This window comes from Acidovorax sp. NB1 (genome assembly GCF_005405905.1).
GTDB lineage: Bacteria > Pseudomonadota > Gammaproteobacteria > Burkholderiales > Burkholderiaceae_C > Acidovorax.
On sequence record NZ_BJHU01000032.1, the window covers coordinates 33,245 to 57,993 of the forward strand.

Consider the following 24,749-nt stretch of genomic DNA (forward strand, 5'->3'; position numbering starts at 1 on the left):
GACGGGTCCACTTTGGCGATCAGCGCAGGGGCACGCTGCTCTTACCTCCAATGTATGTGTTGGAGCTTCCGGATTCTGCCAGCGGCCACAGGCTGGGGATGTAGGAGCAGTCCTACCGCTCCCCACACACCGGGCAATGCGGTGCGCGCTGCACACGCATGGTGTTCCACTCCATCGAGCGGCCATCCAGCATCAGCAACCGCCCCGCCAGCGAGGGCCCGATGCCCGCGAGCAGCTTGAGCGCCTCGGCGGCCTGCATGGCCCCCACCACTCCCACCAGGGGCGCAAACACCCCCATGGTCGAGCAGCGCGCCTCTTCAAAATCTGCGTCAGGCGCAAAGATGCAGGCATAACAGGGCGACTGTTCGTCGCGGGGATCCACCACCGTGATCTGGCCATCGAACTGGATCACCGCGCCCGCCACCAAGGGCTTGCCGTGGCGCACGCAGGCGGCGTTGACCGCATGGCGCGTGGTGTAGTTGTCGCAGCAGTCAAGCACCACCGTGGCCTCTTGCACCAAGCCCTCCAGGGCCGCCGCATCCACTCGGGTCTGCAGCCGGGTCACATGCACCTCGGGGTTGATGGCCGCGATGGCCTCGGCAGCCGAATCCACCTTGGGGCGCCCCACCCGCGCTGTGGTGTGCGCAATCTGGCGCTGCAGGTTGGTGAGGTCCACCACGTCGTCATCTACCAGCGTGATGCGCCCCACACCGGCCGATGCCAGGTAGAGCGCAGCCGGAGAGCCCAGCCCGCCCGCACCGATGATGAGGGCATGTGCCGCCAGCACCCGCTCCTGCCCCTCAATGCCCATTTCATCAAGCAGGATGTGGCGGGAATAGCGCAGAAGCTGGTCGTCGGTCATGGGAATCGGGCAAGAAAAATCAGAGAAGCAGGCACAAAAAAGGCTGGATTCCTCGCGAAATCCAGCCTGGGGAACAGAGCGCGAAGGGCTCAATTCTCTTTCTTTTCTTCCTTGCGTTCCGCCAGGGTCTTGCTGACCAGCACCGGGCGGCCCTTGAGCTGGTTGAGCGCCTGCACCAATTGGAAGTCCTTGTCGGTTCCGAACTCAGGAATCTTGCGGTCGGCAGCAGGCTTCTTGGCCTCTTCTTCCATGCGCTTGCGAGCTTCCTCGCGTGCTTTCTCGCGGGCTTCGTCCTTCTTCTCTTCACCCTGGCCACTGCCCAGGTGCTTGTCCAGGTCGGCCTCGCGCATGCGCAGGGCGGCAAACAGGTTGCCTTCTTCCGACTCGTCGATCATCACGTCGGGCACGATGCCCTTGGCCTGGATCGACTTGCCGCTCGGGGTGTAGTAGCGCGCTGTGGTCAGCTTGATGCCGGTGTCCGGCCCCAGGGGGCGCACCGTCTGCACCGAGCCCTTGCCAAAGGTCTGGCTGCCCATCACGGTGGCGCGCTTGTGGTCTTGCAGCGCACCGGCCACGATCTCGCTGGCCGAGGCCGAGCCTTCGTTCACCAGCACCACCAGCGGTACGGACTTGAGCGCAGCGGGCAGGCGCTTGAGCGGGTCACCGCCGCCCCGGCGCTGGTAGTAGTCGGGCGAGGCCTTGTAGGTGGCCTTGCTGTCGGCCAGCTGGCCGTTGGTGGAGACCACCGTCACGTTTTCGGGCAAGAACGCCGCCGAGATCGCCACGGCCGCATCCAGCAGGCCGCCCGGGTCGTTGCGCAGGTCCAGCACCAGGCCCTTGAGGTTGGGCTCCTGCTTGTAGACCTCTTCGACCTTGCGCACGAAGTCGTCTACCGTGCGCTCCTGGAACTGCGAGAGGCGGATCCAGGCATAGCCGGGCTCCATCACCTTGCCCTTGACGGACTGGGTCTTGATTTCTTCGCGTGTGATGGTGACGGGGAAGGTGCGGCCTTCATCCTTGCGGAAGATGGTGAGCGTGACCTTGGTATTGGGCTCGCCGCGCATGCGCTTGACGGCGTCATTGAGCGCCAGGCCCTTGACGGCGGTTTCGTCGATCTTGGTAATCAGGTCGTTGGTCTTGAGGCCCGCACGGAAGGCGGGAGAGCCTTCAATGGGTGAAACCACCTTGATCAGGCCGTCTTCCTGCGTGATCTCGATGCCCACGCCCACAAAACGGCCCGAGGTGCCCTCGCGGAATTCCTTGAAGGACTTCTTGTCGAAATACTGCGAGTGTGGATCCAGGCTGGACACCATGCCCGAGATGGCATCGGTGATGAGCTTTTTGTCGTCCACCGGCTCCACGTAGTCGGTCTTGACAAGGCCAAACACGGCGGACAGCTGCTGGATTTCCTCCAGCGGCAGCGGCGTCATGGCGCCACGCGCCACGGTCTGCAGCGATACCGTGGTGAGTGCACCGGCCACCACGCCTACCGATACCCATCCTGCAATCTTGAGTTTTTGGCCCATACAACACCTTTTACCGCTTCAAAACCAATATACACCTTGGAAGGGCCAAACCCGCCGCAGTTCCGCATGGATGCTCACTTTGGCGGCGATCAGCGGGGTTTTTCCCCGCCTTTACCAACGGTTTACGCCTTGCCCTGGGATGCGACGGCTGCGGCAGCCTTCGCAGCCGCCTCGGCATCACCCAGATAGTAGTGACGGATGGGCTTGAGGTCGGCGTCCAGCTCGTATACCAGTGGAATCCCGTTGGGAATGTTCAGGCCCACGATGTCGGACTCGGAAATGTTGTCCAGGTACTTCACCAGCGCGCGGATGGAATTGCCGTGTGCAGCCACCACCACGCGTTTGCCCGAACGGATGGCGGGCGCCATGGCCTCATTCCAGAACGGCAGCACGCGGGCCACGGTGTCTTTGAGGCATTCGGTCAGGGGCACGTTCTCGGCGGCCACACCGGCGTAGCGGCGGTCGCCGCGCTCGCTGCGGGGGTCGGTGGCTTCCAGCGCGGGCGGGGGCGTGTCGTAGCTGCGGCGCCAGACCAGCACCTGCTCGTCGCCGTACTGCTTGGCCATGTCGGCCTTGTTCAGGCCCTGCAGGGCGCCGTAGTGGCGCTCGTTCAGGCGCCAGTCCTTGACCACGGGCAGCCAGGTGCTGTCCATCTCGTCGAGCGTGTACCACAGGGTGTGGATGGCGCGCTTGAGCACGCTGGTGAAGGCCAGATCGAACTCGTAGCCCTCGGCCTTGAGCAGCTTGCCGGCCGACATGGCCTGGGACACACCGGTGGGCGTCAGATCCACATCGGTCCAGCCGGTAAAGCGGTTTTCAAGGTTCCAGGTGGATTCGCCGTGGCGGATCAAAACGAGCTTGTACATGGTTTCCCCAGGAAAGACGGGTCTAAAAGAAAGCGGGCCAAAACCCAGCATTCTAGAATTACGCCGTTCGCCAACCCAAGGAAACTTCGTGAAATTCATTATCGACAACTGGTATCTGATCTTTGTTGCACTGGCTTCGGGCGGCATGCTGCTGTGGCCGGTCCTCAAGAACGCCAGTGGCGGCTCGCTGACGCCCGCACGCGCCGTGCAGCTCATCAACCGTGAAAAAGCCGTGGTCATCGACGTCTGCGAGACCGAAGAGTTCGCCGCAGGCCACGTGGGCGGCGCCAAGAACGTCCCCCTGGGCCAGCTCGAAGAGCGCCTGCCCACCGTGGTCAAGAACAAGGCCCTGCCCCTGGTGCTGATCTGTGCCAGCGGCGCCCGCGCCAACCGCGCCGTGGCGATTGCCAAGAAGCTGGGCTACGACAACGCCCAGGCCATGGCCGGTGGCCTGAAGGCCTGGCGCGAAGCCAGCCTGCCTGTGGAAAAAGCCTGATCCGCCCCCAGTTATTCGGTCAGCGCTACGCTTACCGCTGGTTTTCAGCCCCACAGGAAGAAAGAGGAAGGTTCGCCATGCAACCCGTGAAGATGTACACCACCGCCGTCTGCCCCTACTGCATCCGGGCCAAGCAGATCCTCAAGTCCAAGGGCGTGGAGCAGATCGAAGAGATCCGTATCGACACCGACCCCGCCGCGCGCAGCCACATGATGGAGATCACCGGCCGCCGCACGGTGCCGCAGATCTACATCGGCGACACCCATGTGGGCGGGCATGACGACCTTGTGGCTCTGGACAGCCGTGGCGGGCTGATGCCCCTGCTGGGCGCCGCCTGACCCGGCCCCCCGGGCGCTGCATAATGCAGCCCCATGTGCCCGCTGCGGGAGCTGCTCCCCGGCGGGTTTTGTTTTGCTAGCAATTTCGTAAGAGCAAAGAGACTTCACCATGGCCGACCAAGAAAACCCCGTGTTCCAAATCCAGCGCGTCTACCTCAAGGACATGTCGCTGGAGCAACCCAACTCCCCCGCCATCCTGATCGAGCAAGAGCAGCCCAGCGTGGACATCCAGCTCGGCGTGGAAGCCACCCCCGTGGCCGAAGGCATCTTCGAAGTGGCCGTGACGGCCACGGTGCAGACCAAGATCAAGGACAAGACCGTGTTCCTGGTCGAGGCCAAGCAGGCCGGCATCTTCGAAATCCGCAACGTGCCGGAAGACCAGATGGGCCCCATCATGGGCATCGCCTGCCCTCAGATCGTGTACCCCTACCTGCGTGGCAACGTGGCCGACGTGATCAACCGCGCTGGCTTCCCACCCGTGCACCTGGCCGAAATCAACTTCCAGGCCATGTACGAACAGCAGCAAGCGCAGGCCGCCGGCCAAGCCTCGCCCATCATCACGCAGTAACCATCAGCGTTGAGAGGCTTTTTTGGCCTCTACCGCCTGATACATAAGCGCAAGCAGCTATGAAAATCATAGTACTAGGCGCTGGCGCCTGGGGTTCTGCGGTGGCCATGAGCGCGGCCCAGCACCCTGCCGGGCACGCGGTCACCCTCTGGGCCCGCGATGCGGCCCAGGCGCAAAGCATGCGCGCCCAGTCAGAAAACGCCCGCTACCTGCCGGGCATTGCCCTCCCCCCTTCCCTCACCGTGGCCGATGGCGACTTCAGCATGCTGCTGCCAGGCGCCGACCTCGTCATCGTGGCCACGCCCATGGCAGCGCTGCGCGGCATGTTGCAGGCGCTGCGCGGGTGCACGGCACCCGTGGCCTGGCTGTGCAAGGGTTTCGAAGCGGTGTCTGCCGGTGCGGAGTCAGCGTCTTTTGGGCTGCTGGCGCACGAGGTGCAAGCGCAAGTAGCTCCTGATTTAATAGCAGGCGTGTTCAGCGGCCCCAGTTTTGCGCAAGAGGTGGCACTGGGCCAGCCCACGGCCCTGGTGGCCGCCAGCCCCCACGCTGCCGTGCGCGATGCGCTGGTCGCCGCCTTCCACAGCCCCAGCGTGCGCGTGTATGCCAACGAGGACATCGTGGGCGTGGAAGTGGGCGGTGCGGTGAAAAACGTGCTGGCCATTGCCACCGGCCTGTGCGACGGGCTGGCGCTGGGGCTGAACGCCCGCGCCGCGCTCGTCACGCGCGGCCTGGCCGAGATGACCCGCCTGGGCCTGGCGCTGGGCGCACGGCCCGACACCTTCATGGGCCTGTCCGGCCTGGGCGACCTGGTGCTGACCGCCACTGGCGACCTCTCGCGCAACCGGCGCGTGGGCATGCTGCTGGCCCAGGGCCAGACGCTGGCGCAGGCGGTGGAATCACTGGGCCATGTGGCCGAAGGCGTCTACAGCGCCCGCACCGTGGTGCAGCGGGCGCAGACCCTGGGCGTGGACATGCCCATCGCCGAAGCCGCCGTGGCCCTGCTCGACGGCCGCCTGCAACCCGCCGAGGCCGTGGCCCAGCTCATGGGGCGCGGCCCCCGGGGCGAACTCTGACCCCTGGCCCCCGGCCGAACTGGGGGCCCATCACAAGCTTTATCCCACCGACAGGCGCCGCAGCAGCCCCTCTTCATCGTCGGGATGGAAGAAATAGGGGTAAAAGCTGCGCTCCTCGCTCGACAGCTGCGGCTGCCCGCCGAACTGCTGGATCAGGCTGCGCCCCTTTTCTGCGCTGATGTGCAACAGCACGGCCGGTGCGCCCACCCGCTCGCACATGCGCTCTGGCCCCAGCAGGTCAAAACGCAGCATGCGCCGGTAGAACGGGGCATGGCGCGGATTCACTTCGATGACCAGATCGGTGGCACGCCGGGCGCGGAATGCCGTGATCCACGCAATGTGAAAAATGGCGCCCAGCACATGCTTGGAGCGCACGCCCGGGTCCATGGCGAGCTTGCCCATTTCGCAGATACGCGCACCCCGCAGGCGCAGCGCGGCAATGTATTCGGGGTAATGCTCTTCGGCGGCGAGGTAGCCGTCGTCCATGCGGACCGAGATCGTGCCCTGGGCCTGCCCGTCGATCTGCACCACCAGGCTGCTCATGTCGCAGTCGTGCGACAAAGTGGCCTGCATGTTGTAGCCTCGGCTGGCATACATGCGCGCCAGCAGGCCCTGGCCCTTGCGCGAGAGGCGGATCTTGCAGGTCTTGGTTTCCGCCTGGCCCAGGCGGCTCAGGTATTCGCCGGGGTAGGCCAGCTCGACGATGGTCTGCTCTTCTGCGGGCATGACAGGCTCGGATGACGGGAACTGGCGCCCCAGCAAACGACGGGCCTGGAGCGCGGCAAGCAGCCAGCGTAGCCGCATCCCGCAACACCGGCATCAGTGGCGGGGGCGGCTCCCGACCAACGGTGGCACCACATTCGCCAATGGCAAGGCAGAGCCGCCCCGGCGGCCCCCAGCCGCGCCTTACAGCCCCAGCCCCAGCCCCAGCTCCAGCGCCAGCAGCTCGTCCACCGTCTGGCGGCGGCGGATCAGGCGGGCCTGGCCGCCGTCCACCAGCACCTCGGCAATCAAGGGCCGCGTGTTGTAGTTGGAGGACATGCTGGCACCGTACGCGCCCGTGTCGTGGATCACCAGCAGGTCACCCACCTGCGCGGCGGGCAGGTCGCGCGGCAGCACCACGCCGCCGTCGCCCTGGGTGAACACGTCGCCCGATTCGCACAGCGGGCCCGCCACCACCGTGGGTTGCGCGGCCGCCGTGGAGCCGTCGCGGCGCAGCACGCTCATCGCGTGGTAACTGCCGTACATGGACGGGCGCATGAGTTCGTTGAAGCCGGTATCGACCAGCACAAAGTGGTTGCTGCCCGCGTTCTTGCTGGCGCGCACCTGGCCCAGCAGCACGCCGGATTCGGCCACCAGGAAGCGGCCGGGCTCGATCTCCAGGCCGAGCTTGTGGCCCACGATGGCCTCGGCCTGCTGGCGCGCGGCATCCCACAGGCCGTGGTAGTGCTGCGTATCGACCACCGGGTCGCCGCTGCGGTAGGGGATGGACAGGCCACCACCGGCCGAGATGGCGTGCAGGTCATGCCCCGCTGCATGCGCCGTGCGCACCAGGTTGACCATGGCGCCGCACACTTCCTGCAGGTGGCTGTAGTCCACGCCCGAGCCAATGTGCATGTGCAGGCCCACCAGCTTCAGGCCGTGCTGCTTGATCGCGGCCAGCGCCGCAGGCAGGTCGGTGTGCCAGATGCCGTGCTTGCTGTGCTCGCCGCCCGTGTTGGTCTTGTTGCTGTGGCCGTGGCCAAAGCCGGGGTTGATGCGCAGCCACACCGCATGGCCCGGCGAACGCGCGCCCAGCTGGTGCAGCATGTCGATGGAGCCTGCGTTGACCGGCACGCCGTGCTCCACCACGCAGTCGAGCGTGGCGGCGTCGAACAGGTCGGCGGTGAAGACGATCTCCGACGGCTCACCGCCCACCACATAGCCCGCGGCCAGCGCACGCAGGATCTCGCCACGCGAGACGGCATCCACCTTCACGCCCTGCTCGCGCATGAGCTTCAGGATGTGGATGTTGGAGCAGGCCTTTTGGGCAAAGCGGATGGTCTCGAAGTTGGACACCTGCGCGATGCGCTGGCGGATGGTCGCCGCGTCATACACCCACAGCGGGGTGCCGAACTGGTCGGCCAGGGCCCAGAGCTGGGCGGGGGAAAAGGGGTTGGACATGGGAGGCTCCAAGGGTACTAAGAGCGGCTAACAAAACTCAGCGAAGCGGTTCTGGCTAGGCGCTGTGTCGCAGGCAGTACGAGCAGTACGACAAGACACAGCAACGACGCCAGAAGAGTTTTGTTAGCCGCTCTAAGCGTGAACGATGCGCGGATGATGCCGCCATCCGCGTATTCAGTCGAATGCTTTGATTTACGCCATCCATTCAATATGGATATGCTTCGCACATGACTGGCATGACCGAGCCCCCACTGAATCACCGTACCACCCACCGCATCACCCACCGCCATATCGAGGTCTTCCGCGCCGTGATGACCGCAGGCAGCGCCACCGGCGCGGCCGACCTGCTGCACAGCTCGCAGCCCACCGTGAGCCGCGAGCTGGCGCGGCTGGAGTCGCTGCTGGGCTATGCCCTCTTCGAGCGCGTGCAGGGCCGCCTGCGCCCCAACGCGCGGGCGCTGGCGCTGTGGGACGAGGTGCAGCGCTCCTGGCAGGGGCTGGAGCGTGTGGTGGACCGGGCCGTAGCGCTGGGCCGGCCCGACGCCGTGCAGCTCTCGGTGCTGTGCCTGCCCGCGCTGGCGCACGCCTTGCTGCCCGGCGCGGCGGCGCGGCTGATGCAGCACCACCCGCAGGCGCGCCTGTCGGTCACGCCGCAGGAGTCGCCGCTGCTCGAAGAATGGATGAGCGCCCAGCGCTTTGACCTGGGCCTGTGCGAGCAAACCAGCGCCCCGCCCGGCACCCACGCCGAGGTGCTGCTCACGCTCGACGAGGTGGCCGTGCTGCCCACCAGCCACCCGCTGGCCCGGCAACCCGTGCTGCAGCTGGCGGACTTTGCCGGTGAGTATTTTGTGAGCCTGTCGGCCGACGACCCCTACCGACGCCTGATCGACGCGCGTTTTGCCGAGGCCGGGGTGGCCCGCACCCTGCGCATGGAAACCCACAGCGCCGCCGCCGTCTGCGCCATGGTGCAGCAGGGTCTGGGCGTGGCCATCGTCAACCCGGTGACGGCCCTGGCCGCCGCCAGCGAGCGGTTGGTGCTGCGGCCCCTGGCATTTTCAATCCCGTTCAGCGTGACGGCGCTGCTGCCGCTGTACCGCCCGCCCCTGCCCGAGGTGGCGCCCATGCTGGAGGCCCTGCGGGCCGAAGCCGCCGCCATTGCACAGCGCTTGGTACATCAGGATCATTAGCTATTATTTATATAGCAATAAACCTTTTACCATCGCGCGGAAACGGCCATTTTCTTGTATGAAATCGGGCCACCACCCGCTGAGCGGGTCAGCCCGGCGCTGCCAGGCTGCGCACCTTGACCGCGAGCCGCTCCTCCACCGAGGGCGACACGAACTTGGTCACCTCCCCGCCCAGCACCGCGATCTCGCGCACAAAGGTGCTGCTGATGAACTGGTACTTGTCGCTGGGGGTGAGGAACACGGTTTCCACCTGGGGCATCAGGCTGCGGTTCATGCCCGCGAGCTGGAACTCGTAGTCAAAGTCGGTCACGGCGCGCAGGCCACGCACCATGGCTTTGCCGCCACGCTCCACCACAAAGTCGCGCAGCAGGCCCGAGAAGGGCTCGACCTGCACCTGGGGATACATCTTCACGGCCTCGCGGACCATGTCGATCCGCTCTTCCAGCGAGAACATGGCCTTCTTGTGGTGGCCTGCCGCCACGGCCACGATCACGCGTTCGAACAACTGGGTGGCCCTGCGCACCACGTCTTCATGCCCCAGGGTGATGGGGTCAAAGGTTCCGGGGTACACGGCGAGCACGTTCTGGGCCATGGCTGGTTGTCTCCTGTATGGCGGAATGTTCGTCGGCCCCATCTGCCGGGCCGCGTGCGCGCATTATGCAGTGCAGTGCAACATAAACCTGCAGGGCCCCATGCCACGCACGGCTCCGCCCAGCCTGATGCCAAGACCTGCGCACCCGAGCAGAACCGGCGGGCTCGCTCACACCGCCCACCGTCAGACCACGGGAACTCCTTGCAGGGACGCCTGTCCCGGCGCAAGCAGCATGAGCCGGGCCACCAACGCCACCAGGTCCTGCTGCCGCTGGGTACGGGTCTTGGCCAACAAGGCGCTCATCTGGGTGCGCACGGTCGATATACGGGAGCCGCGTGCATCGGCAAAGTCCTGCGGCGTTTGGCCACGCATCAGGGCCAGCAGCAAGTCCGACTCTGACGGGCTCAGTCGGTAGGCCTGACGGGCCAGGGCCACGGCCGCTTCTGCGCCCAGACTGCGCTCCAGCACCGCCCAGGCGACACCAGGAGCGCGGTGGTGCAGACCCAGCGCGGCCAGGTCGCTGAGCGGCAGGGTCACCAGCAGCAGTCCGGCATCTGCGCCCGGTAGTTCCACACAGCCGCTGCGCCCTTGCAGCGACTGCTGGAACAGCATATGCAGCGCCGCATCGGCCGTGCTGGCCAGCACCGGACCACGCTGCAGCGTGCGCAGTGCCACGCTTTCAGGCCGGGCACTGAGCACGCGGGCACGGGCATTGGCGTGCAGCAGCCGTCCTGCCGTGTCAAAAAAAAGCAGACCCATGGGCATCTGCTCCATCAACGACTCCAGACCCAAGGTGCGCGCACGCAAAGCCACCATCTCGCGGTGCAGGTAGGCCGCACGCTGTACGCCGCCAAACTCGGCCTGAAAGCGGGCTACCTCCTCGCGCGTGAAGCCCTCACCATCGCCTTGGCGATACACCGACATAAACAGGTTAGCCACGGGGTGCGCTGTGCCCTGGCTGCCACCAAACATGCGGGTGCCGATACCGTATTCACGCAAGAAGTCGTTGTAGATCTCGGTGTGGCGAAACCCGCGGGTGGCCTGCACCGGTGCATCTGTAGCCACCCAGACGCCAGCCGCCACCCCCAGTCGTGCACGCTGCGCCGTGGCTTCGTCCCACAGAGGGTCTCGCAGGCGGTAGTGTGTGGCGTAGCGCTGCGCGGCCTCGGGCGTCACGCCCATGGCCAAGAGCGCCGGGGTGCCATCGCTGGAGGGCGACTGCAACCAGTAGTCCACATCGGGATGCACGGCAAACTCCGCCCCCCATTGCGCCAACTGGTCCATGTCGCAGGCCAGGAACGCGCCTCCCAGCAGGTCCGCGCCAAAACTGGCGGCGTAGCGGGCCAGCGCGTCACCCCAACGCGCATCGTCGGCAACGGATTCCAGCAGATCACCCAGCGCGTGGTGCAACGGGGGCCTTTCAGAAAAAACAGCGGATGTTAGGGGCAACGCTTCTGCACATCATCCGTCATGTGAACGACGTGTTGCGTCCGGGCACAGGCAGCGCTTTTCCTCCTTCAGGCAGAGGATGTGCGGCACCCCCTACCCGCCCTAAATTCCCGCCACAGCGCCTGCTCCAGCCCCATGGTGACGGGACTCTCCAGCGATATCTATCGCTACTTTCCAACGTTCACGCATTCATATGAAACTGCCTTGTTCCCGCCTTTTGCTGCGCATTGCGCTGGCATCCGCCGCACTCGCCACCACCGCAGCCCAGGCCGCCGTGCCAGCGCCCCAGCGGCAATACCTGCTGGATTTTTACGTCGCCACCAACGGCGCAGGCTGGACAACCAGCACCAACTGGAACGGAGCCCCCGGCACAGAGTGCACCTGGCACGGCATCGTTTGCGATGCAGGGCAAAACACCGTGACCCGGTTGAATCTGCCCAGCAACAACCTGGTGGGGACGATCCCTGACTGGTCAGCACTTCCAGACCTGGAGCAAATCGGCCTGGCCACCAATACGCTTTCAGGCACCGTGCCCGCCATCTCCAGCCTCTCTGCGCTCGTCACCTTTGATGTATCGGCCAACCAACTGACCGGGGCTCTGCCTTCACCCTCCAACTTGGCCGTGTTGGATGCCTACTACGCTTTCAACAACCAGTTCACCGGCGCCATTCCCGCATTGGTCGGCCTGCCCGCGCTGCGGAACTTCTGGGTCCACCAGAACCAGCTCACAGGCGCCGTTCCGGCACTGGGGGGTGCGCCCAACCTGGAGCGCCTGTCGTTCCGAGACAACAATCTCACGGGCAGCATTCCCGCGCTCCCTGCGAACCTCCTTCAACTGGTAGCCCGCAACAACCAACTGACGGGAGCCGTGCCTGCACCACCCGCCACGCTGACCGCTGGCAACTCCTCCCTGTGCCCCAACAACCTCACTCCTTCAGCCAGTGTGGCCTGGGACACCGCCACCGGCAGTACCCCATGGCACGCCGCCTGCGTCGCCGCGCCCCCTGCCCCCGGTGGTGCAACGTCCATCCCCACGCTCAGCGAATGGGGCCTGATCCTGATGTCGCTGGCGGCGGCTGCGTGGGGCATGGCGACACTGCGCCGCAGAAAAAATCTGTAGTGCTTCAGGCGCTCTGCGCGCACCCCTCAATCGCTGAAAGCTATACAAAACATAGCAATGGTGGAATGCAATTGCCACCACAGCAGCATCCGAGGCGTCCACGCCACATCGTTCACCTGAACAATGGCACGGACGGGCTCGCGGCCTACCATCCGCAGCCCTTTTGCCGCTTGGTATGGCCCACCCGTGACCTCTGCACCCGCTACCTCCACCCCCATCAGCGACGCCGTGTTCGACACGGCCGCCTGCCTCAACTGCGGGGCGCCTCTGGGCGGCCACTACTGCGCGCACTGCGGGCAGAAGAAGGCGGCGCGCATGGGCACCCGCATGGTGCGCAAGGAGGCCTGGGAGCGGTTCCGCTGGTTTGAATGGAGCACCATCCGCAATGCGCTGCGGGTGTTGCCGCAGCCGGGCACCATGGCGCGCGAGTATGTGCTGGGGCAGCGCAAGGACCACCCGCACCCGCTCACGCTGCTGTTCCTGTCCATCGGCTTTTTGCTCATCGTGCTGGGGCACACCGACTACCTGCGGCCCGAGCTGCCCAGCGAGGCCGCGCAGCGCATGTATGCACTCGTCACCGGGTACTCGAAGTGGTCGTTTTCGCTGGGGGCGGTGGCAGTGTTTGCCAGCACTTGGCTGGTGTTCCGCCGGCGCGGCTACAACCTGGCCGAGCTGCTGGCGCTCGCGCTGTACTGCCAGGCGGTGTTCATTGCGCTGCAGATGGTGAACCAGCTGCCGCTGGTGCTGGCGCACTCGCCGGAGCTGCTCAAGTGGCACAAGCAGTGGTCGCCCTGGTACATGACGGCGCTGCAGACGCTGATGTTCATGCTGGCGCTGCGCCAGTTCTTTCTGCTGGACCTGCGCCGCGACGCGGGCTGGCTGCTGCTGGCCGGGGCGCTGTTTGCCGGGCTCAAGTGGCAGGCCACGCAGCTCTATGCCCGGGGCGTGGTGGAGCTGGTGCTCTGGCAGATGGGCGGATGAGCCACCCGGCGCCCGCTGAAAAATGTGAACCAGTTCACGATTGTGTGTCGGAGTGCCACCACATCCTTCACCTGAATGATGTTGCCCTGGCGGCAACGCACCTACGATCCGCCGCAGTTCAACCCATTCAGCGAAAAGGAGGCCGCCTTGGCCGGTCAGGAGCGGAATATGCAGCATCTGGGGCAGCACCTTGGAATCCCGGGCTTTGAGGCCTTGATGGCCGAAAGCCTGGAGGCCCTGGGCGAGCCCGGCATGGTGGAGCGCCTGCTGCGCCGCCTGGGCGAGGCGCTGGGCAGCCACAAGGTGGTGCTGTTCTGCCCCCTGCCCGGCTCGGACGACCCGCTGGCCGCCTACCAATGGGGCATGCCCGACGATTTTCTGGCGCGCTACGCCAACCTCATCCAGGGCTGCGACGCCTGGAGCGAGGCGCTGGAGCGCCAGCAGGGCGCGGCGCTGGCGCGTGGCGGCTCGCTGAGCCAGCAGCTGGTCAGCACCTCGGCACTGCGCAGGGGCGCGTTTTATGCCGACTACCTGCGGCCCCTGGGCATTGATGCCATGGTCAACAGCATTGTCGAAACCTCGCCCGAAGTGGGCATGCATGTGCTGGCGATGTACAACGATCTGGGCCAGAGCGAGTTCACGCCCGAACAATTCGCCCGCCTGCGCGCCGCCACGCCCTGGGTGCGCAGTCTCATGCGCGCCCAGCGGCGGCTGCAGCAGGCCCAGCGCCATACCAGCGCGCTGGAGCGCACGCTGGACCAGCTGCCCCTGGGCGTGATGCATGTAAACCGCCGGGGCGAGCTGCGCTACCTGAACGAGCACGCGCGCGCCTGGCTGGGCATTGAAGACGCCTGCCGCATCCTGCTGCACAGCGCCACAGGCTGGCAGGCGCGCCAGCCGCAGCAACTGGCTCAGATCCACCCCGCGCTGGTGCCGCTGCTGGGCGCCAGCCTGAGCACGCAGACACCTGTCTCCGCCCGCCTGCAGCCCCAGCACCCCGGTGCCCCCGCTACGCTGGTGGCCCTTGCCGCACCCCTGCGCGGCGGTACGACCCCTGCCACCGGCGAGGCACTGGCCCAGTTCATCCTGGTGCCCGAAACCCCGCCCCACGCAGGCGCCACCGTGTCGGTGTGCAGCGCGCTCTACGGCCTCACCCCCGCCGAAGCGGCCCTGCTGCCCCTGCTGCTGCAGGGCATGACACCGCGCGAAATGGCCGACACCCGCCAAGTGAAGATGCCCACCGTGCGCTCGCAGCTCGCCAGCCTGTATGCCAAGACCGGCACCCGGGGCCAGGCCGAGCTGGCCCAGCGCGTGCTGCGCGTGGCGGCCTTGGTGGCGGCATGAGACACCCCCCTGAGTCGCCTTCGGCGCCTTCCCCCCGCTCTCGCATGGCTACGCCATGCGGGCAGGGGGACGCGGCCCTCACTGCGGGGCGGCCCTTGCTCGGCCGCCCTCGCCTGGGGCGCGCCCGTATCGACGTCCCTGGGCGACGCACGGCGCAGCAGCCCCCTGAATTCACCGATCCAACCTGAGGAACCTGCACCCATGAAACACCGCAATGTTCGCCCTGTGGCCTTTGCCTGCGCCACCATGCTGGGCCTGGCCGTGGGCGGCCTGGCCATGGCCCAGAAGACGGCCGCCGTGGCCAAACCCAGCAAGGCCCAACTGGTGGCCGACCTGGCCGCCACGCTGCAGGCCTGCTCGTACGACGGCAGCCCGCTGGCGTTTTCGCCGCCCGACCTGTCCAAGGGCGGCGGCACCGGCAAGCAGGTGGTGGCCGAGATCATGAAATACACCGGCCTGCCCGCCAACTTTGTGGTGGTGGAGGGCAAGGTGCCCAACGCGGCAGCCGTGATCATGCAAGGGCCCGACCAGGTGCCGCGCCGCGTGATTGCCTACAACCCCGCCTTCATGGGCCAGGTGATCGAGGCCACCAAGTCCAACAACTGGGCGCCTGTGAGCATCATGGCGCACGAGATCGGGCACCACCTCTCGGGCCACACCATCGTGCCCGGCGGCAGCCAGCCGCCCATCGAGCTGGAGTCTGACAAGTTCAGCGGCTTTGTGCTCTACAAGATGGGCGCGCCGCTGGCCGACGCCCAGCGCGCCATCGCCACGCTGATCCCCGAGAAGGACGGCGAAACCCACCCCGGCCGCAGAAAGCGCCTGGCCGCCATCGAGGCGGGCTGGAAGGAAGCGTGCGAACTGCAGGGCGGCGGGCCGCAGTGCTCCGGCGGGCTGCCGGTGCGCACTGCGGCGGCGGCACCTGCTGCGCCATCGCCAACGCAGACACCTGCCACCCCGGTGGCCAAGGCCCCGGCACCCACGGCTGCGCCCATCCCCACGCCAGCCCCCCTTGCGGCCAAGGCGCCAGCCCCGGCCCTGGCAGCTGCAGCCGCCGAAACCCTGCCCAAGGCCGACATGGCCGCCATCCCGTCCAAAGGCACGCAGTTCATCTACGACGAGTTCGGCATCCTGGACCCGGCCATCCGCGCGCAGTTTGAAAAGCAGATGTACGAGCATGCGCAGAAGACGGGCGTGGAGATCGTCACCCTGCTCGTGAAGGACCTGGGCGGCAAGAGCGCCGAGGACTATGCCCACGCCATGATGCGCCAGCTGCGCGTGGGCAAGCTCGACGTGGGCAACGGCGCCGTGCTGGTGGTGGCGCCCGAGCAGAACCAGGCCGCCGCCGTGCTGGGCGCGGGCGTGGCGCTGGAGATGCGCGGCCACGACAAGGCCGAGCAGCTCAAGCGCTGGATGAACACAGCCTGGGCGCTGTGCAAGAAGAAAAACGCCTGCGGCGGCTGGACGGAAAACCTGATGCTCGCAGCCGACCACATCCGCCGCGATACCCGCCATGCCGACTGGACCATTGCCTACAACTCGCTGGGCGACCTGCACAAGGCCGACGCGGCAGAAAGCGGCAAGTCCGTCAAGCCACAGGACAGCAAGACCTGGCAGAAGATCACCCGCCTGTCGGGCACCGTGGAAAACCTGAACCCGCCCACGGGCGTCAAGAGCGCGTACGTGACCGAGTCCAAGTTGAAGGATGGCAAGAAGGCCGTGCTGATGCGCAGCGCCGAGGGCCTGACCACCATGCTCTACGTCGATCCGCGCACCGAGGCCATGATGCCCGGCGGCAAGCTGGTGCAGGGCAAGACCTACACCGTCATCGCACGCTCGGACTTCCTGTCGTGGAACCCCAAGGACACGCAGTCGCTGGACGTGCTGAGCTACGCCGTCACGGAGTAAGGCGCTGGCCCACCGCATGTCCGCCACCACCTTCACCATGCTCCTGGCGGGCGCCGCCAACCTGCTGCCCGCGCTGTTCTTCATGTTCACCGCACTGCTGGGCAGCAACGGCATGAACTCCGCGCAGGGCGGACAGCTGCTGGGCACCCTGGCCGTGTTGCTGGTGCTGGGCTGGCTCGCCGCGCTGTGGCTGGCCCGCCACCTGGCGCACTGGTGCCAGGCACGCGGATGGTCCACCGTGGCCAGCGTGGCGGCCGCCAGCGGCGGTGCGGTGGCGGCCTTCACCGTGCTGGCGCTGCTGTCCACCCTGGTGGCGCTGCTGTGGGTGGGGGCATGAGTGGGCTGCTCCGCATCTCAAAGACTGAAGAAATCACGCCAGCAAGAAAGACACAGAGGGACACACCCCCATGCACCACCACCTCCCCCCACCCCGGCGCCGCGCCGCCCCTGCGCTGCTGACCGCATTCATGCTGCTGGCCTCCGGCACGCAGGGCGCCCACGCCGCCGAACATTTCTGCGGCCAGCGCACGGCACACCCCATCGACAAGGCCCTGGGCGCCGCCTCCGAGCGCAGCGGTGGCGTGACGGTGGACCTGATCGACGCCCAGAACGCCGCCTACGCCGCGTGGGACAAGGAGCTGAACCGCATCTACGCCCAGGTACTGAAAGCCGCTGGCCCCGGCCGCCGCGACACCCTGCGGGCCGCCCAGCGTGCCTGGCTCGCGTTTGACACCGCCCAGGGCCAGTGGGACAGCGCCGTGTTTGCCGAACAGGGCAGCTCGGCCGCGCTGAACATTGGCGGTGCGGCACTGGAGCGCCGACGCACCCGCGTGTGCGCGCTCACCAACGACCTGGATAGCCTGAAGGATTCGCCATGATGCGCCGCCGTATCGTGCAAGCGCTGCCGTGGCTGGCCGCAGCGCTGGCGCCCTCGCTGAGCCAGGCCCGATCGGACAAGGTATGGCTGCGCATCCGCAACGACAGTCAGGAAGCCTTCACCCATGTCTGGCAGGGCCTGCCGCAGCAGGGCACCGATGTGGACCTGGGCCCGCTGCTGCCCGGCGACACCAGCCGCTGGCACGCACTGCCCGCCACGCTGGCGCACTACCGCAAGACCCGCATCCAGATCGGCCAGCGCCAGCTCACCCATGTCACCGACCAGTCTTTCCCCGGGGGCCAGGCCACGCTGGCGCCAGGCCACTACACCTTCACCTACACGCTCGAAGGAGGCGCGCTGCGCCTGGCCGTGATGGCGGAGCCCCTCGCCTCCGGCACCGGCACCGGCGGGTCACATCAAAAACAATAGCAATCAGCGCTTACCAGACGCGCGCAAAGGCCGAATTTCATTCAAGAAAGCCGCCCATGACACCCCTCAGCACCCTGCACCCGGCCCGCATGGCGCGGCTCTCGGCCCTGGCGGCCGCCTTGCTGGCGTCAGCCTGTGGCGGCAGCGACACCCACACGGCAGATGCACCTGCGCTTGCGCCCCTGCCGGGCAACACCACCACACCCGCCCCGCCCCCTTCGCCCACGCCGCAGCCGGGCAACCCGCCGGTGGCGCCTTTGCCGACATCGCCTTCGGCACCTGCGCCCTTTCCAACGCCTGCGCCATCACCGTCGCCAACGCCCGCACCCAGCCCTGCGCCCGCCAGTCCGGGCTGGACGGTGGTGTCGGTCAACTCCACACTCGCGCCCCTGCCCATCGCCAGCGACCTCACACCCAACCCCGGCCGGGGCTACCACCGCTGGCGTGCCAACCCGGCCGCCGTGCCGCTGGGCGATTCGGCGCCGCCGCTGGCCGCCTTCCAGCGCTACCGCTGGAACGAGCTGGAAGGCGCCACGCCGGGCCAGTACACCCTGAGCAGCCTGGTGGCGGCACGCGACGCCGCGCGGGCGGCGGGGCAGCAGTTTGCGTTCCGCCTCCAGGCCATGCGCGGCTATGGCACCGAGACGCTGGACGTGCCCACCTACCTCTATGGCGCAGGCACGGCGCGCCCCGAATGTTCCAGCCCCAACCCGGCCTGCGTGTGGGCGGCCCCCATGCCCGCCACCGTGCCACCCACCCCGCCCACGCTGGTCCCCAACTGGAACCACCCCTACGTGCTGGCCCGCATGCAGGCCCTGCTGCAGGCGGTGGCAGCGGCGCTGGGCGACACCTCCGACCTCGCCTGGATCGACGTGGGCCTGTATGGCCAGTACGGCGAATGGGCGCAGAGCAGCACCAACGTGGTCTACACCCCGGCCCTGCAGGCGCAGGGCATTGAGGCAGCCACCAGCACCACCAAGCGCAGCATCGCGCAGATGCACTTCGACGTGTTCCCGCACGCGCAGCACGCGATGTTCATCCCCTACTCCAACCTCGATGCGCTGCAGTACGGGCTCTTCCAGCAAACCACCACCACACTGCCCGTGGGCCTGCGCTGGGACTGCCTGGCCCAGTCGGGCTACATGAACCAGTGGACCAACCGCCCGGCCGACTGGGCACTGATTGTGGACCGCTGGAAAACCGCGCCCTGGGTGGCAGAGTTCTGCCCCTTTGGCCCCGGCGAGGCGCAGACCAACGCCGCCACGGCGCTGCAGCAGGTGCGCGACTTCCATGTGTCCACCGTGGGCAATGGCAACCTGAACGCGCCCTGGGCCAGCTTCTCGGCCAGCGAGCAGGCCCACCTGGCCGCCGTGGGGCGCGAGGCGGGTTACCGCTTTGCGCTGGGGCCCATCAGCGTCACCCCTGTGTCGGCCACCACGGTGCAGCTGCAGCTGCGCGTGGACAACACCGGCAATGCGCCGCTGTATGCGCCCTGGCAGCTGCAGGCCCAGCTGCGCAACGCCACAGACCAGGTGGTGGACCAGCAGGTGCTGCTGAGCACCACGCAGGCGCGCGCCGTTCTGCCGGGCCAGCCCGCGCAGATCAGCACCACCTGGACCCCGCCCAGCCTGCCCGCAGGCGACTACACGGTGCACCTGGCCTGGGTGCGCCAACCCGCGCTGGCAGGGCTGGCGCAAACGCTGCGCTGGAACATGCAGGGTATTGAAGCCGACGGCAGCGCGCGGCTGGCAACACTGAGGAAGTAGAGGGAGAAGGCGGCTGCAGGACAGCCCTGTGTCAGCCGCCCATCAGCCGCCTGTGGGCCCGGCTGTTTTGGCCGGGCTGGATTCGCCGGGCTGTATCAGCCGCGCTGCAGCAGATGCGCGTGCACCGCACCGGCCTTGAGGTGCCGGTACAGCACCAGGCCATGTTTTGCCAGTTCCTCATCCGCCCACGCGCGGGGCGCTTCGAGGTAGATGAAGCCCCCGGCCGCCACGGCCTGGGCGGCGGCCTGCAGTGCGGGTTCAAAAAACGGGCCATCGAATGGCGGGTCCAGCAGCACCAGGTCCAGGCTGGCGGGTGCGGCCTGCTTCAGTGCAGACACGCCATCGCCGCGCTGCACGCGCACGGCGCTGGCCTGCAGCTTGGCCTGCAGCACCTGCAGCTGGGCGACCAGGGCTGCATCGTTTTCCACCAGCAGCACCGATACGGCGCCGCGCGAGGCGGCTTCGAGCCCCAGCGCGCCCGTGCCCGCAAACGCGTCCAGACAGCGCCAGCCCGCCAAGTCCTGGCCCAGCCAGTTGAACAGGGTTTCGCGCACACGGTCGGGCGTGGGGCGCAGGCCGGGGCGCTGGGCCACGGACAGGCGGGTGCGCTTCCATTGCCCGCCGATGATGCGGATTTCGCCCGCGCCCTTGGGGGCGGCGGCAGCGGCGGGTTTGTCTTTGGCGCCTTTTTTGGGGGCCACGGGGGCCGCAGCGGCGGCGGCCTGGGCCTTGCGGATTTCGGCGGTGATGGCGCTGCCGCGCAGGGTGGAACGGCTCATGGCTGCTTGCCCCCCACCACCACGGTCACCATGCGGTCGGGCTGCAGCTTTTTGGCCATGGCGGTGCGCACATCGGCCACCGTCAGGGCTTCGACCTTCTTCGTCCACTGGTCCAGGTAGTCGAGCGGCAGATCGTTCCAGGCGATGTTGGCCACGTTGCCCAAGAGCTTCTTGTTGCTGTCGATGCGCAGCGCAAAGCCGCCGATGAGGTTGTCCTTGGCGGCACGCAGTTCGGCCTCGGTGGGGCCTTCGGCCACAAAACGGGCAATCACGTCGCGCGACACCTGCACCGCCTGCGCCGCCTGGTCGGGTCGCGTCTGCAAGCCCACGGTGAAGGCGCCTGCGTGCAGGCCCGAGGCGAAGTAGCTGTAAACGCTGTACGAAAGCCCGCGCTTTTCACGCACCTCGCTGGTCAGGCGCGAGACAAAACCGCCGCCGCCCAGGATGTGGTTGCCCACCAGCAGCGGCACAAAGTCCGGGTCGCGGCGCTGAAAGCCGGGCTGGCCGATCAGCACATGGGCCTGGGCCGAAGTGAAGGGGATGTTCTGCTCGGCCGGGGCCGTGAGCGCAGCGATCTCGCCCACGGGCGGCAGCGGTGCGCAGCCGGTGCTGGCGGGCAGGCGCGACAGCAGCGTGGCGACCAGCGTCTGCGCCTGGGCACGCGTCACGGCACCCACGATGCTGACCTTGGCGCGGCAGGCTGCGATGTGCTGGCTGTGGAAGGCCTGCATGTCGGCCACGTTGATGCGCGCCAGGGTCTCTTCGGTGGTGCGCACGCCATAGGGGTGGCTGCCGTACACGGCGGCGCCAAACGCGTGCGCGGCCACGGTGGAGGGGCGGGTGAGCGACTCCTTGATGCTGGCGCTCCAGCGCGCGCGATCACGCGGCCACACATCGGCGGGCCAGCTGGGCTCGCCGATCTGGCGCGCGGCCAGGCGGGCGGCCTGGTCGAGCAGAGGCGGGTCGGTGAGCGAACGCAGGGTGTAGTGCAGCGCGTCGTTGTCGGCAGCGGCCTCGAAGTTGGCGCCCAGGTCGGCCCAGGCCTCGCCCAGGCCGTTTTCGTCCAGCGCGGGGGCGTTGCCCAGCGCCTTCACGCCCTTGCTGGCCATCATGGCCACGGCGCTGGCCAGGCCCGACTGGCCGGCCGGGTCACGGCGGGTGCCGGCGTCAAAGTCGATCTGCACGTCCACCATGGGGATGACGGGGCTTTCGACCAGGTACACCTTGGCACCGCTCCCCTCGGTCCAGTGCTGGATGGGCAGCAGTGCCCAGGCAGAATGTGAATAAAAAGCGGCTCCTGCGCCCGCTAGTAAAGCGCGAACAGCTATCTTTTTAATAGTAATCATGGGTGAGTGCGCAAATCGGTTTCAGTGGCGGGCCGCACCGGGCGCGGGCTGCGCGCGGGGGCGGGGGGCGTCCAGCGGCTGGGGCAGCAGCGTGGCCACGGTGAGCTGGTCGTCACCAAAATATTTGGCGGCCACGGCCTGCACCTGGGCGGGCGTCACGGTGCGCAACAGCGCCAGCAGGCGCTCTTGCGCATCCAGCGGAAAACCCTGCACCCAGTTGCCACCCAACTCCTGCGCCTGGCTCATCACCGAGTCGCGCTCGTACACGGTGGAGGCGATCCATTGCGTTTTCACGCGGGTCAGCTCGGCCTCGCTCACGCCATCACGGGCCACGCGGGCGACCTCGGCGCGCAGCGCATCTTCGACCTGCTGGGCGGTCTTGCCTGCGGCGGGAACGCCGCTGAGCATGAACAGGCTGGGGCCGCGCCCCGTCACCATCGCACCGCTGCTGGCACTGTCGGCCACGCGGTCTGCGCCCTGCGTGAGTGCGCGGTCCAGCCGTGCGCCGTCGTAGCCGTTGAACACGGCCGACAGCACCATGAGCGCCAGCGCATCGCGGTCGTCATCGGTGAGGCTCTCCACCCGGCGCAGGCTGGGCGCGCGAAAGGCCAGCGCCACATAGGCCTGCTCGGCCGGTGCCTTGACGGCGATGCGGCGCAGGCCCTTCTGCGCGGGCTCCAGGCGCGGCTTGCGCGCGGGCAGCGCATGGGTGGGCAGGCTGCCGTAGTACTTCTCGGCCAGCGCGCGCACCTGGGCCACGTCCACATCGCCCGCCACCACCACGGCGGCGTTGGTGGGCGTGTACCACTGGCGGTAGAAGGCACGCACGTCGTCGGGGGTCATCGCGTCCAGGTCGCTCATCCAGCCCACGATGGGGCGGCGGTAGGGCGCGGCGATGAAGGTGGTGGCAAACAGCTGCTCCGCCAGCATGGCGCGGGGCTGGTCTTCGGTGCGCAGGCGGCGCTCTTCCTTGACGACCTCGATCTCTTTCTTGAACTCCTCATCGGGCCACTGGTTGTTGGCAAAGCGGTCCGATTCGAGCTTCATCACGTCTTCAAGCCGGTGGGACGGAATCTGCTGGTAGTAGCCGGTGTAGTCGCGGCTGGTGAAGGCGTTTTCGCGCCCGCCCAGGGCCGCCACACGGCGCGAGAACTCGCCCGGCTGCAGCGTTTTGGTGCCCTTGAACAGCATGTGCTCCAGCACATGGGCCACACCGGTCACGCCGTCCACCTCGTCCATGGAGCCCACGCGCACCCAGACCATGTGCACCGCCGTGGGCGCGCGCCGATCAGGCTGCACGATGAGCTGCATGCCGTTTTTCAGCGTGAACTGCTGCGCGCCAGACGCCGTGGAAGGCGCCGCAGCAGCGGTTGCGGCAGGGGTGGAAGACACCGGTGGCGTTGCCGCAAAGGCAGCCCCGCACGAAAGGCAGGCCATGAGGCCCAGGAGGTTGAAAGCGCGTTTCATAGAATGGAGTGATTCTAAGAACCCTCCAATGTTCAGTTTCTTCAAGAAAAAACCCGCCCCGCCCCCGGCCGATGCCCCCGCCCTCGCCGACGTGCCCGCCCCGGCCTCGCCGGTAGACGCCCCGGCGCCCGCTGCTCCCACGCCCACGCCTGCAGCGCCCCCGCTGCCCGCCCCCCCCCCTGCCGCCGCCCCGGCCCCCGTGGCCGCACCTGCTCCAACGGGTTTTGGCTGGCTACGCAACCCCTTCGCAGCCAAGACCGCTGAGCCCGAGGCCACGCCGCAGCAGGCGCCTGTTGCAGTGCCTGTCGCGGCACCTGTTGCAGCGCCCGCCCCGGTGCCTGCAGCGGCCCCCGTTGCGGCGCCTGTGGTTCCGCCCGTTGCTGCGGCACCTGTCGCCCCCACAACACCTGTAGTACCCCCCGCTGCCGCGCCCGTGGCAGCGCCGGTCGCGCCCCCAGGCCCTGTGGCTGCGCCCACCCCCGTTGCGCCCCCGGCACCGGTGGCACCCGCCCCTGCCCCCGTGCCTCAGCCTGTAGCCCAAGCGACTGCCCCGGCCGCCCCCGCCACCCCGGCCCCCGTGGCGGCCGAGCGCAAGGGCTGGCTGGACCGCCTCAAGGCGGGGCTGCGCAAGACCGGCAGCAGCATTGCCACCGTGTTCACCGGCACGCAGATCGACGATGCGCTGTATGAAGAGCTGGAAGAGGCCCTGCTGATGGCTGACACCGGCGTCAAGGCCACGGCCCACCTGCTGGCCGACCTCAAGCGCCGCGTGAAGGAGGCCAAGGCCACCGACCCCGCCGCTGTCAAGGGCCTGCTGGCCGACGCGCTGGCCGACCTGCTGCGCCCGCTCGAAAAAAGCCTGGTGATTGGCGAGCACACGCCCACTGTGATCATGGTGGCGGGCGTCAATGGCGCGGGCAAGACCACGTCGATTGGCAAGCTCACCAAGCACCTGGCGGGCGAAGGCGCCGCCGTGCTGCTGGCCGCAGCCGACACATTCCGCGCCGCTGCGCGCGAGCAGCTCGGGGTGTGGGCCGACCGCAACACGGTCGAGATCGTGAGCCAGGAAGGCGGCGACCCTGCCGCCGTGAGCTTTGATGCCGTGACCGCTGGCAAGGCGCGCGGCAAGGACGTGGTGCTGGTGGACACCGCCGGCCGCCTGCCCACGCAGCTGCACCTGATGGAAGAGCTGAAAAAGATCCGCCGCGTGGTGACCAAGGCCGACGCCACCGCCCCGCACGAGGTGCTGCTGGTGATCGACGGCAACACCGGCCAGAACGCGCTGGCGCAGGTGCGCGCCTTCGACGACGCGCTGCAGCTCACCGGCCTGATCGTGACCAAGCTCGACGGCACGGCCAAGGGCGGCGTGCTGGCCGCCATTGCGCAGGAGCGCCCCATCCCCGTGTACTTCATCGGCGTGGGCGAAAAGCTCGAAGACCTGGAAACCTTCAGCGCCCGGGAGTTTGCCCAGGCCTTGTTGGCCTGAAGCCGCTTTCAACTGCCCCCCGGCAGGTGGCCTTTCTGGGCCTGGTTTGACATCAAATGGCCCCATCTGGGGCCATTTTCACGTTTACGGATCGCAACAATTCCCCCATGATGGGCCTTCCCAAGT

At 67.6% G+C, this 24,749-nt stretch carries 24 protein-coding genes; 14 read left to right on the top strand and 10 right to left on the bottom strand.

From position 1 onward, the window contains the following. Positions 1 to 112: 112 nt before the first annotated feature. The 3 genes from AvAM_RS16935 to gpmA form a co-directional block, all read right to left on the bottom strand. Positions 113 to 862, bottom strand: coding sequence for a HesA/MoeB/ThiF family protein (locus AvAM_RS16935; protein ID WP_137748151.1), 750 nt, complete (start codon positions 860 to 862; stop codon positions 113 to 115). 89 nt (positions 863 to 951) lie between these two features. Beyond that, positions 952 to 2,388, bottom strand: a complete 1,437-nt coding sequence (locus AvAM_RS16940) for a S41 family peptidase (RefSeq protein ID WP_137748152.1) — start codon at positions 2,386 to 2,388, stop codon at positions 952 to 954. A gap of 122 nt (positions 2,389 to 2,510) precedes the next feature. Then, complete coding sequence (gene gpmA, locus AvAM_RS16945; RefSeq protein WP_137748153.1) at positions 2,511 to 3,254, bottom strand: 2,3-diphosphoglycerate-dependent phosphoglycerate mutase; 744 nt, start codon at positions 3,252 to 3,254, stop codon at positions 2,511 to 2,513. An 88-nt stretch (positions 3,255 to 3,342) separates the two neighbouring features. Here gpmA and AvAM_RS16950 point away from each other — a divergent pair, with 88 nt between their 5' ends. The 4 genes from AvAM_RS16950 to AvAM_RS16965 all read left to right on the top strand — a co-directional run bounded on the left by AvAM_RS16950 (position 3,343) and on the right by AvAM_RS16965 (position 5,729). Beyond that, complete coding sequence (locus tag AvAM_RS16950; RefSeq protein ID WP_137748154.1) at positions 3,343 to 3,750, top strand: rhodanese-like domain-containing protein; 408 nt, start codon at positions 3,343 to 3,345, stop codon at positions 3,748 to 3,750. Between the two features lie 77 nt (positions 3,751 to 3,827). Further along, positions 3,828 to 4,088: a glutaredoxin 3 gene (gene grxC / locus AvAM_RS16955; RefSeq protein ID WP_137748155.1), complete on the top strand. Its 261-nt coding sequence runs from the start codon at positions 3,828 to 3,830 to the stop codon at positions 4,086 to 4,088. Between the two features lie 109 nt (positions 4,089 to 4,197). Beyond that, a complete protein-coding gene (secB, locus tag AvAM_RS16960) occupies positions 4,198 to 4,656 on the top strand; it encodes a protein-export chaperone SecB (protein ID WP_137748156.1) in 459 nt (152 codons plus the stop codon). 59 nt (positions 4,657 to 4,715) lie between these two features. Continuing rightward, positions 4,716 to 5,729, top strand: coding sequence for an NAD(P)H-dependent glycerol-3-phosphate dehydrogenase (locus AvAM_RS16965; RefSeq protein WP_137748157.1), 1,014 nt, complete (start codon positions 4,716 to 4,718; stop codon positions 5,727 to 5,729). Between the two features lie 39 nt (positions 5,730 to 5,768). On the opposite strand, the gene AvAM_RS16970 is transcribed toward AvAM_RS16965, so the two are convergent. Beyond that, on the bottom strand, positions 5,769 to 6,455 hold the full coding sequence (locus tag AvAM_RS16970; RefSeq protein WP_137748158.1) for a long-chain N-acyl amino acid synthase: 687 nt from the start codon (positions 6,453 to 6,455) through the stop codon (positions 5,769 to 5,771). Positions 6,456 to 6,635: 180 nt separating this feature from the next. Continuing rightward, positions 6,636 to 7,892 carry a diaminopimelate decarboxylase gene (gene lysA, locus AvAM_RS16975; RefSeq protein WP_137748159.1) on the bottom strand — a complete coding sequence of 419 codons (1,257 nt, stop codon included), beginning with the start codon at positions 7,890 to 7,892 and terminating at the stop codon, positions 6,636 to 6,638. 236 nt (positions 7,893 to 8,128) lie between these two features. On the opposite strand from lysA, the gene AvAM_RS16980 reads away from it, so the two are divergent. Further along, positions 8,129 to 9,079 (top strand): LysR family transcriptional regulator, encoded by a 951-nt coding sequence (locus AvAM_RS16980; protein WP_137748160.1) that lies wholly within the window; start codon positions 8,129 to 8,131, stop codon positions 9,077 to 9,079. Positions 9,080 to 9,167: 88 nt separating this feature from the next. On the opposite strand, the gene coaD is transcribed toward AvAM_RS16980, so the two are convergent. Both coaD and AvAM_RS16990 read right to left on the bottom strand, forming a co-directional pair. Continuing rightward, positions 9,168 to 9,671: a pantetheine-phosphate adenylyltransferase gene (coaD, locus tag AvAM_RS16985; protein ID WP_137748161.1), complete on the bottom strand. Its 504-nt coding sequence runs from the start codon at positions 9,669 to 9,671 to the stop codon at positions 9,168 to 9,170. Between the two features lie 183 nt (positions 9,672 to 9,854). Next, positions 9,855 to 11,081: a helix-turn-helix transcriptional regulator gene (locus tag AvAM_RS16990; RefSeq protein WP_249368191.1), complete on the bottom strand. Its 1,227-nt coding sequence runs from the start codon at positions 11,079 to 11,081 to the stop codon at positions 9,855 to 9,857. Positions 11,082 to 11,313: 232 nt separating this feature from the next. On the opposite strand from AvAM_RS16990, the gene AvAM_RS16995 reads away from it, so the two are divergent. The 8 genes from AvAM_RS16995 to AvAM_RS17035 all read left to right on the top strand — a co-directional run bounded on the left by AvAM_RS16995 (position 11,314) and on the right by AvAM_RS17035 (position 19,545). Beyond that, positions 11,314 to 12,240 carry an IPTL-CTERM sorting domain-containing protein gene (locus AvAM_RS16995; RefSeq protein WP_137748162.1) on the top strand — a complete coding sequence of 309 codons (927 nt, stop codon included), beginning with the start codon at positions 11,314 to 11,316 and terminating at the stop codon, positions 12,238 to 12,240. A gap of 186 nt (positions 12,241 to 12,426) precedes the next feature. Further along, a complete protein-coding gene (locus AvAM_RS17000; protein ID WP_171012287.1) occupies positions 12,427 to 13,221 on the top strand; it encodes a DUF3667 domain-containing protein in 795 nt (264 codons plus the stop codon). 168 nt (positions 13,222 to 13,389) lie between these two features. Beyond that, entirely contained in the window at positions 13,390 to 14,565 is a 1,176-nt protein-coding gene (locus AvAM_RS17005; RefSeq protein ID WP_212742280.1) for a helix-turn-helix transcriptional regulator, read from the top strand. Positions 14,566 to 14,766: 201 nt separating this feature from the next. Continuing rightward, the gene (locus AvAM_RS17015) at positions 14,767 to 16,473 is read left to right on the top strand and encodes a YgcG family protein (RefSeq protein ID WP_137748165.1); all 1,707 of its coding nucleotides are present in this window, start codon (positions 14,767 to 14,769) and stop codon (positions 16,471 to 16,473) included. A 16-nt stretch (positions 16,474 to 16,489) separates the two neighbouring features. After that, complete coding sequence (locus AvAM_RS17020; RefSeq protein WP_137748166.1) at positions 16,490 to 16,810, top strand: hypothetical protein; 321 nt, start codon at positions 16,490 to 16,492, stop codon at positions 16,808 to 16,810. A 70-nt stretch (positions 16,811 to 16,880) separates the two neighbouring features. Next, entirely contained in the window at positions 16,881 to 17,351 is a 471-nt protein-coding gene (locus AvAM_RS17025) for a lysozyme inhibitor LprI family protein (RefSeq protein WP_137748167.1), read from the top strand. Beyond that, entirely contained in the window at positions 17,348 to 17,779 is a 432-nt protein-coding gene (locus AvAM_RS17030; protein WP_137748168.1) for a hypothetical protein, read from the top strand. Before AvAM_RS17025 ends, AvAM_RS17030 begins: the two co-directional genes overlap by 4 nt. A 56-nt stretch (positions 17,780 to 17,835) precedes the next feature. Continuing rightward, entirely contained in the window at positions 17,836 to 19,545 is a 1,710-nt protein-coding gene (locus AvAM_RS17035; RefSeq protein WP_137748169.1) for a DUF4832 domain-containing protein, read from the top strand. A gap of 95 nt (positions 19,546 to 19,640) precedes the next feature. On the opposite strand, the gene rsmD is transcribed toward AvAM_RS17035, so the two are convergent. From rsmD to AvAM_RS17050, 3 genes are read right to left on the bottom strand one after another with little or no spacing between them, the layout of a single operon-like run. Further along, on the bottom strand, positions 19,641 to 20,324 hold the full coding sequence (gene rsmD / locus AvAM_RS17040; protein WP_171012288.1) for a 16S rRNA (guanine(966)-N(2))-methyltransferase RsmD: 684 nt from the start codon (positions 20,322 to 20,324) through the stop codon (positions 19,641 to 19,643). Then, positions 20,321 to 21,670, bottom strand: a complete 1,350-nt coding sequence (locus AvAM_RS17045) for a pitrilysin family protein (protein WP_137748170.1) — start codon at positions 21,668 to 21,670, stop codon at positions 20,321 to 20,323. Before AvAM_RS17045 ends, rsmD begins: the two co-directional genes overlap by 4 nt. 21 nt (positions 21,671 to 21,691) lie before the next feature. Then, positions 21,692 to 23,137: a pitrilysin family protein gene (locus tag AvAM_RS17050; protein ID WP_137748171.1), complete on the bottom strand. Its 1,446-nt coding sequence runs from the start codon at positions 23,135 to 23,137 to the stop codon at positions 21,692 to 21,694. A 28-nt stretch (positions 23,138 to 23,165) separates the two neighbouring features. Between AvAM_RS17050 and ftsY the strand changes: the two genes are divergently transcribed. Beyond that, positions 23,166 to 24,623, top strand: coding sequence for a signal recognition particle-docking protein FtsY (ftsY, locus tag AvAM_RS17060; RefSeq protein ID WP_171012290.1), 1,458 nt, complete (start codon positions 23,166 to 23,168; stop codon positions 24,621 to 24,623). Positions 24,624 to 24,749: the final 126 nt, after the last annotated feature.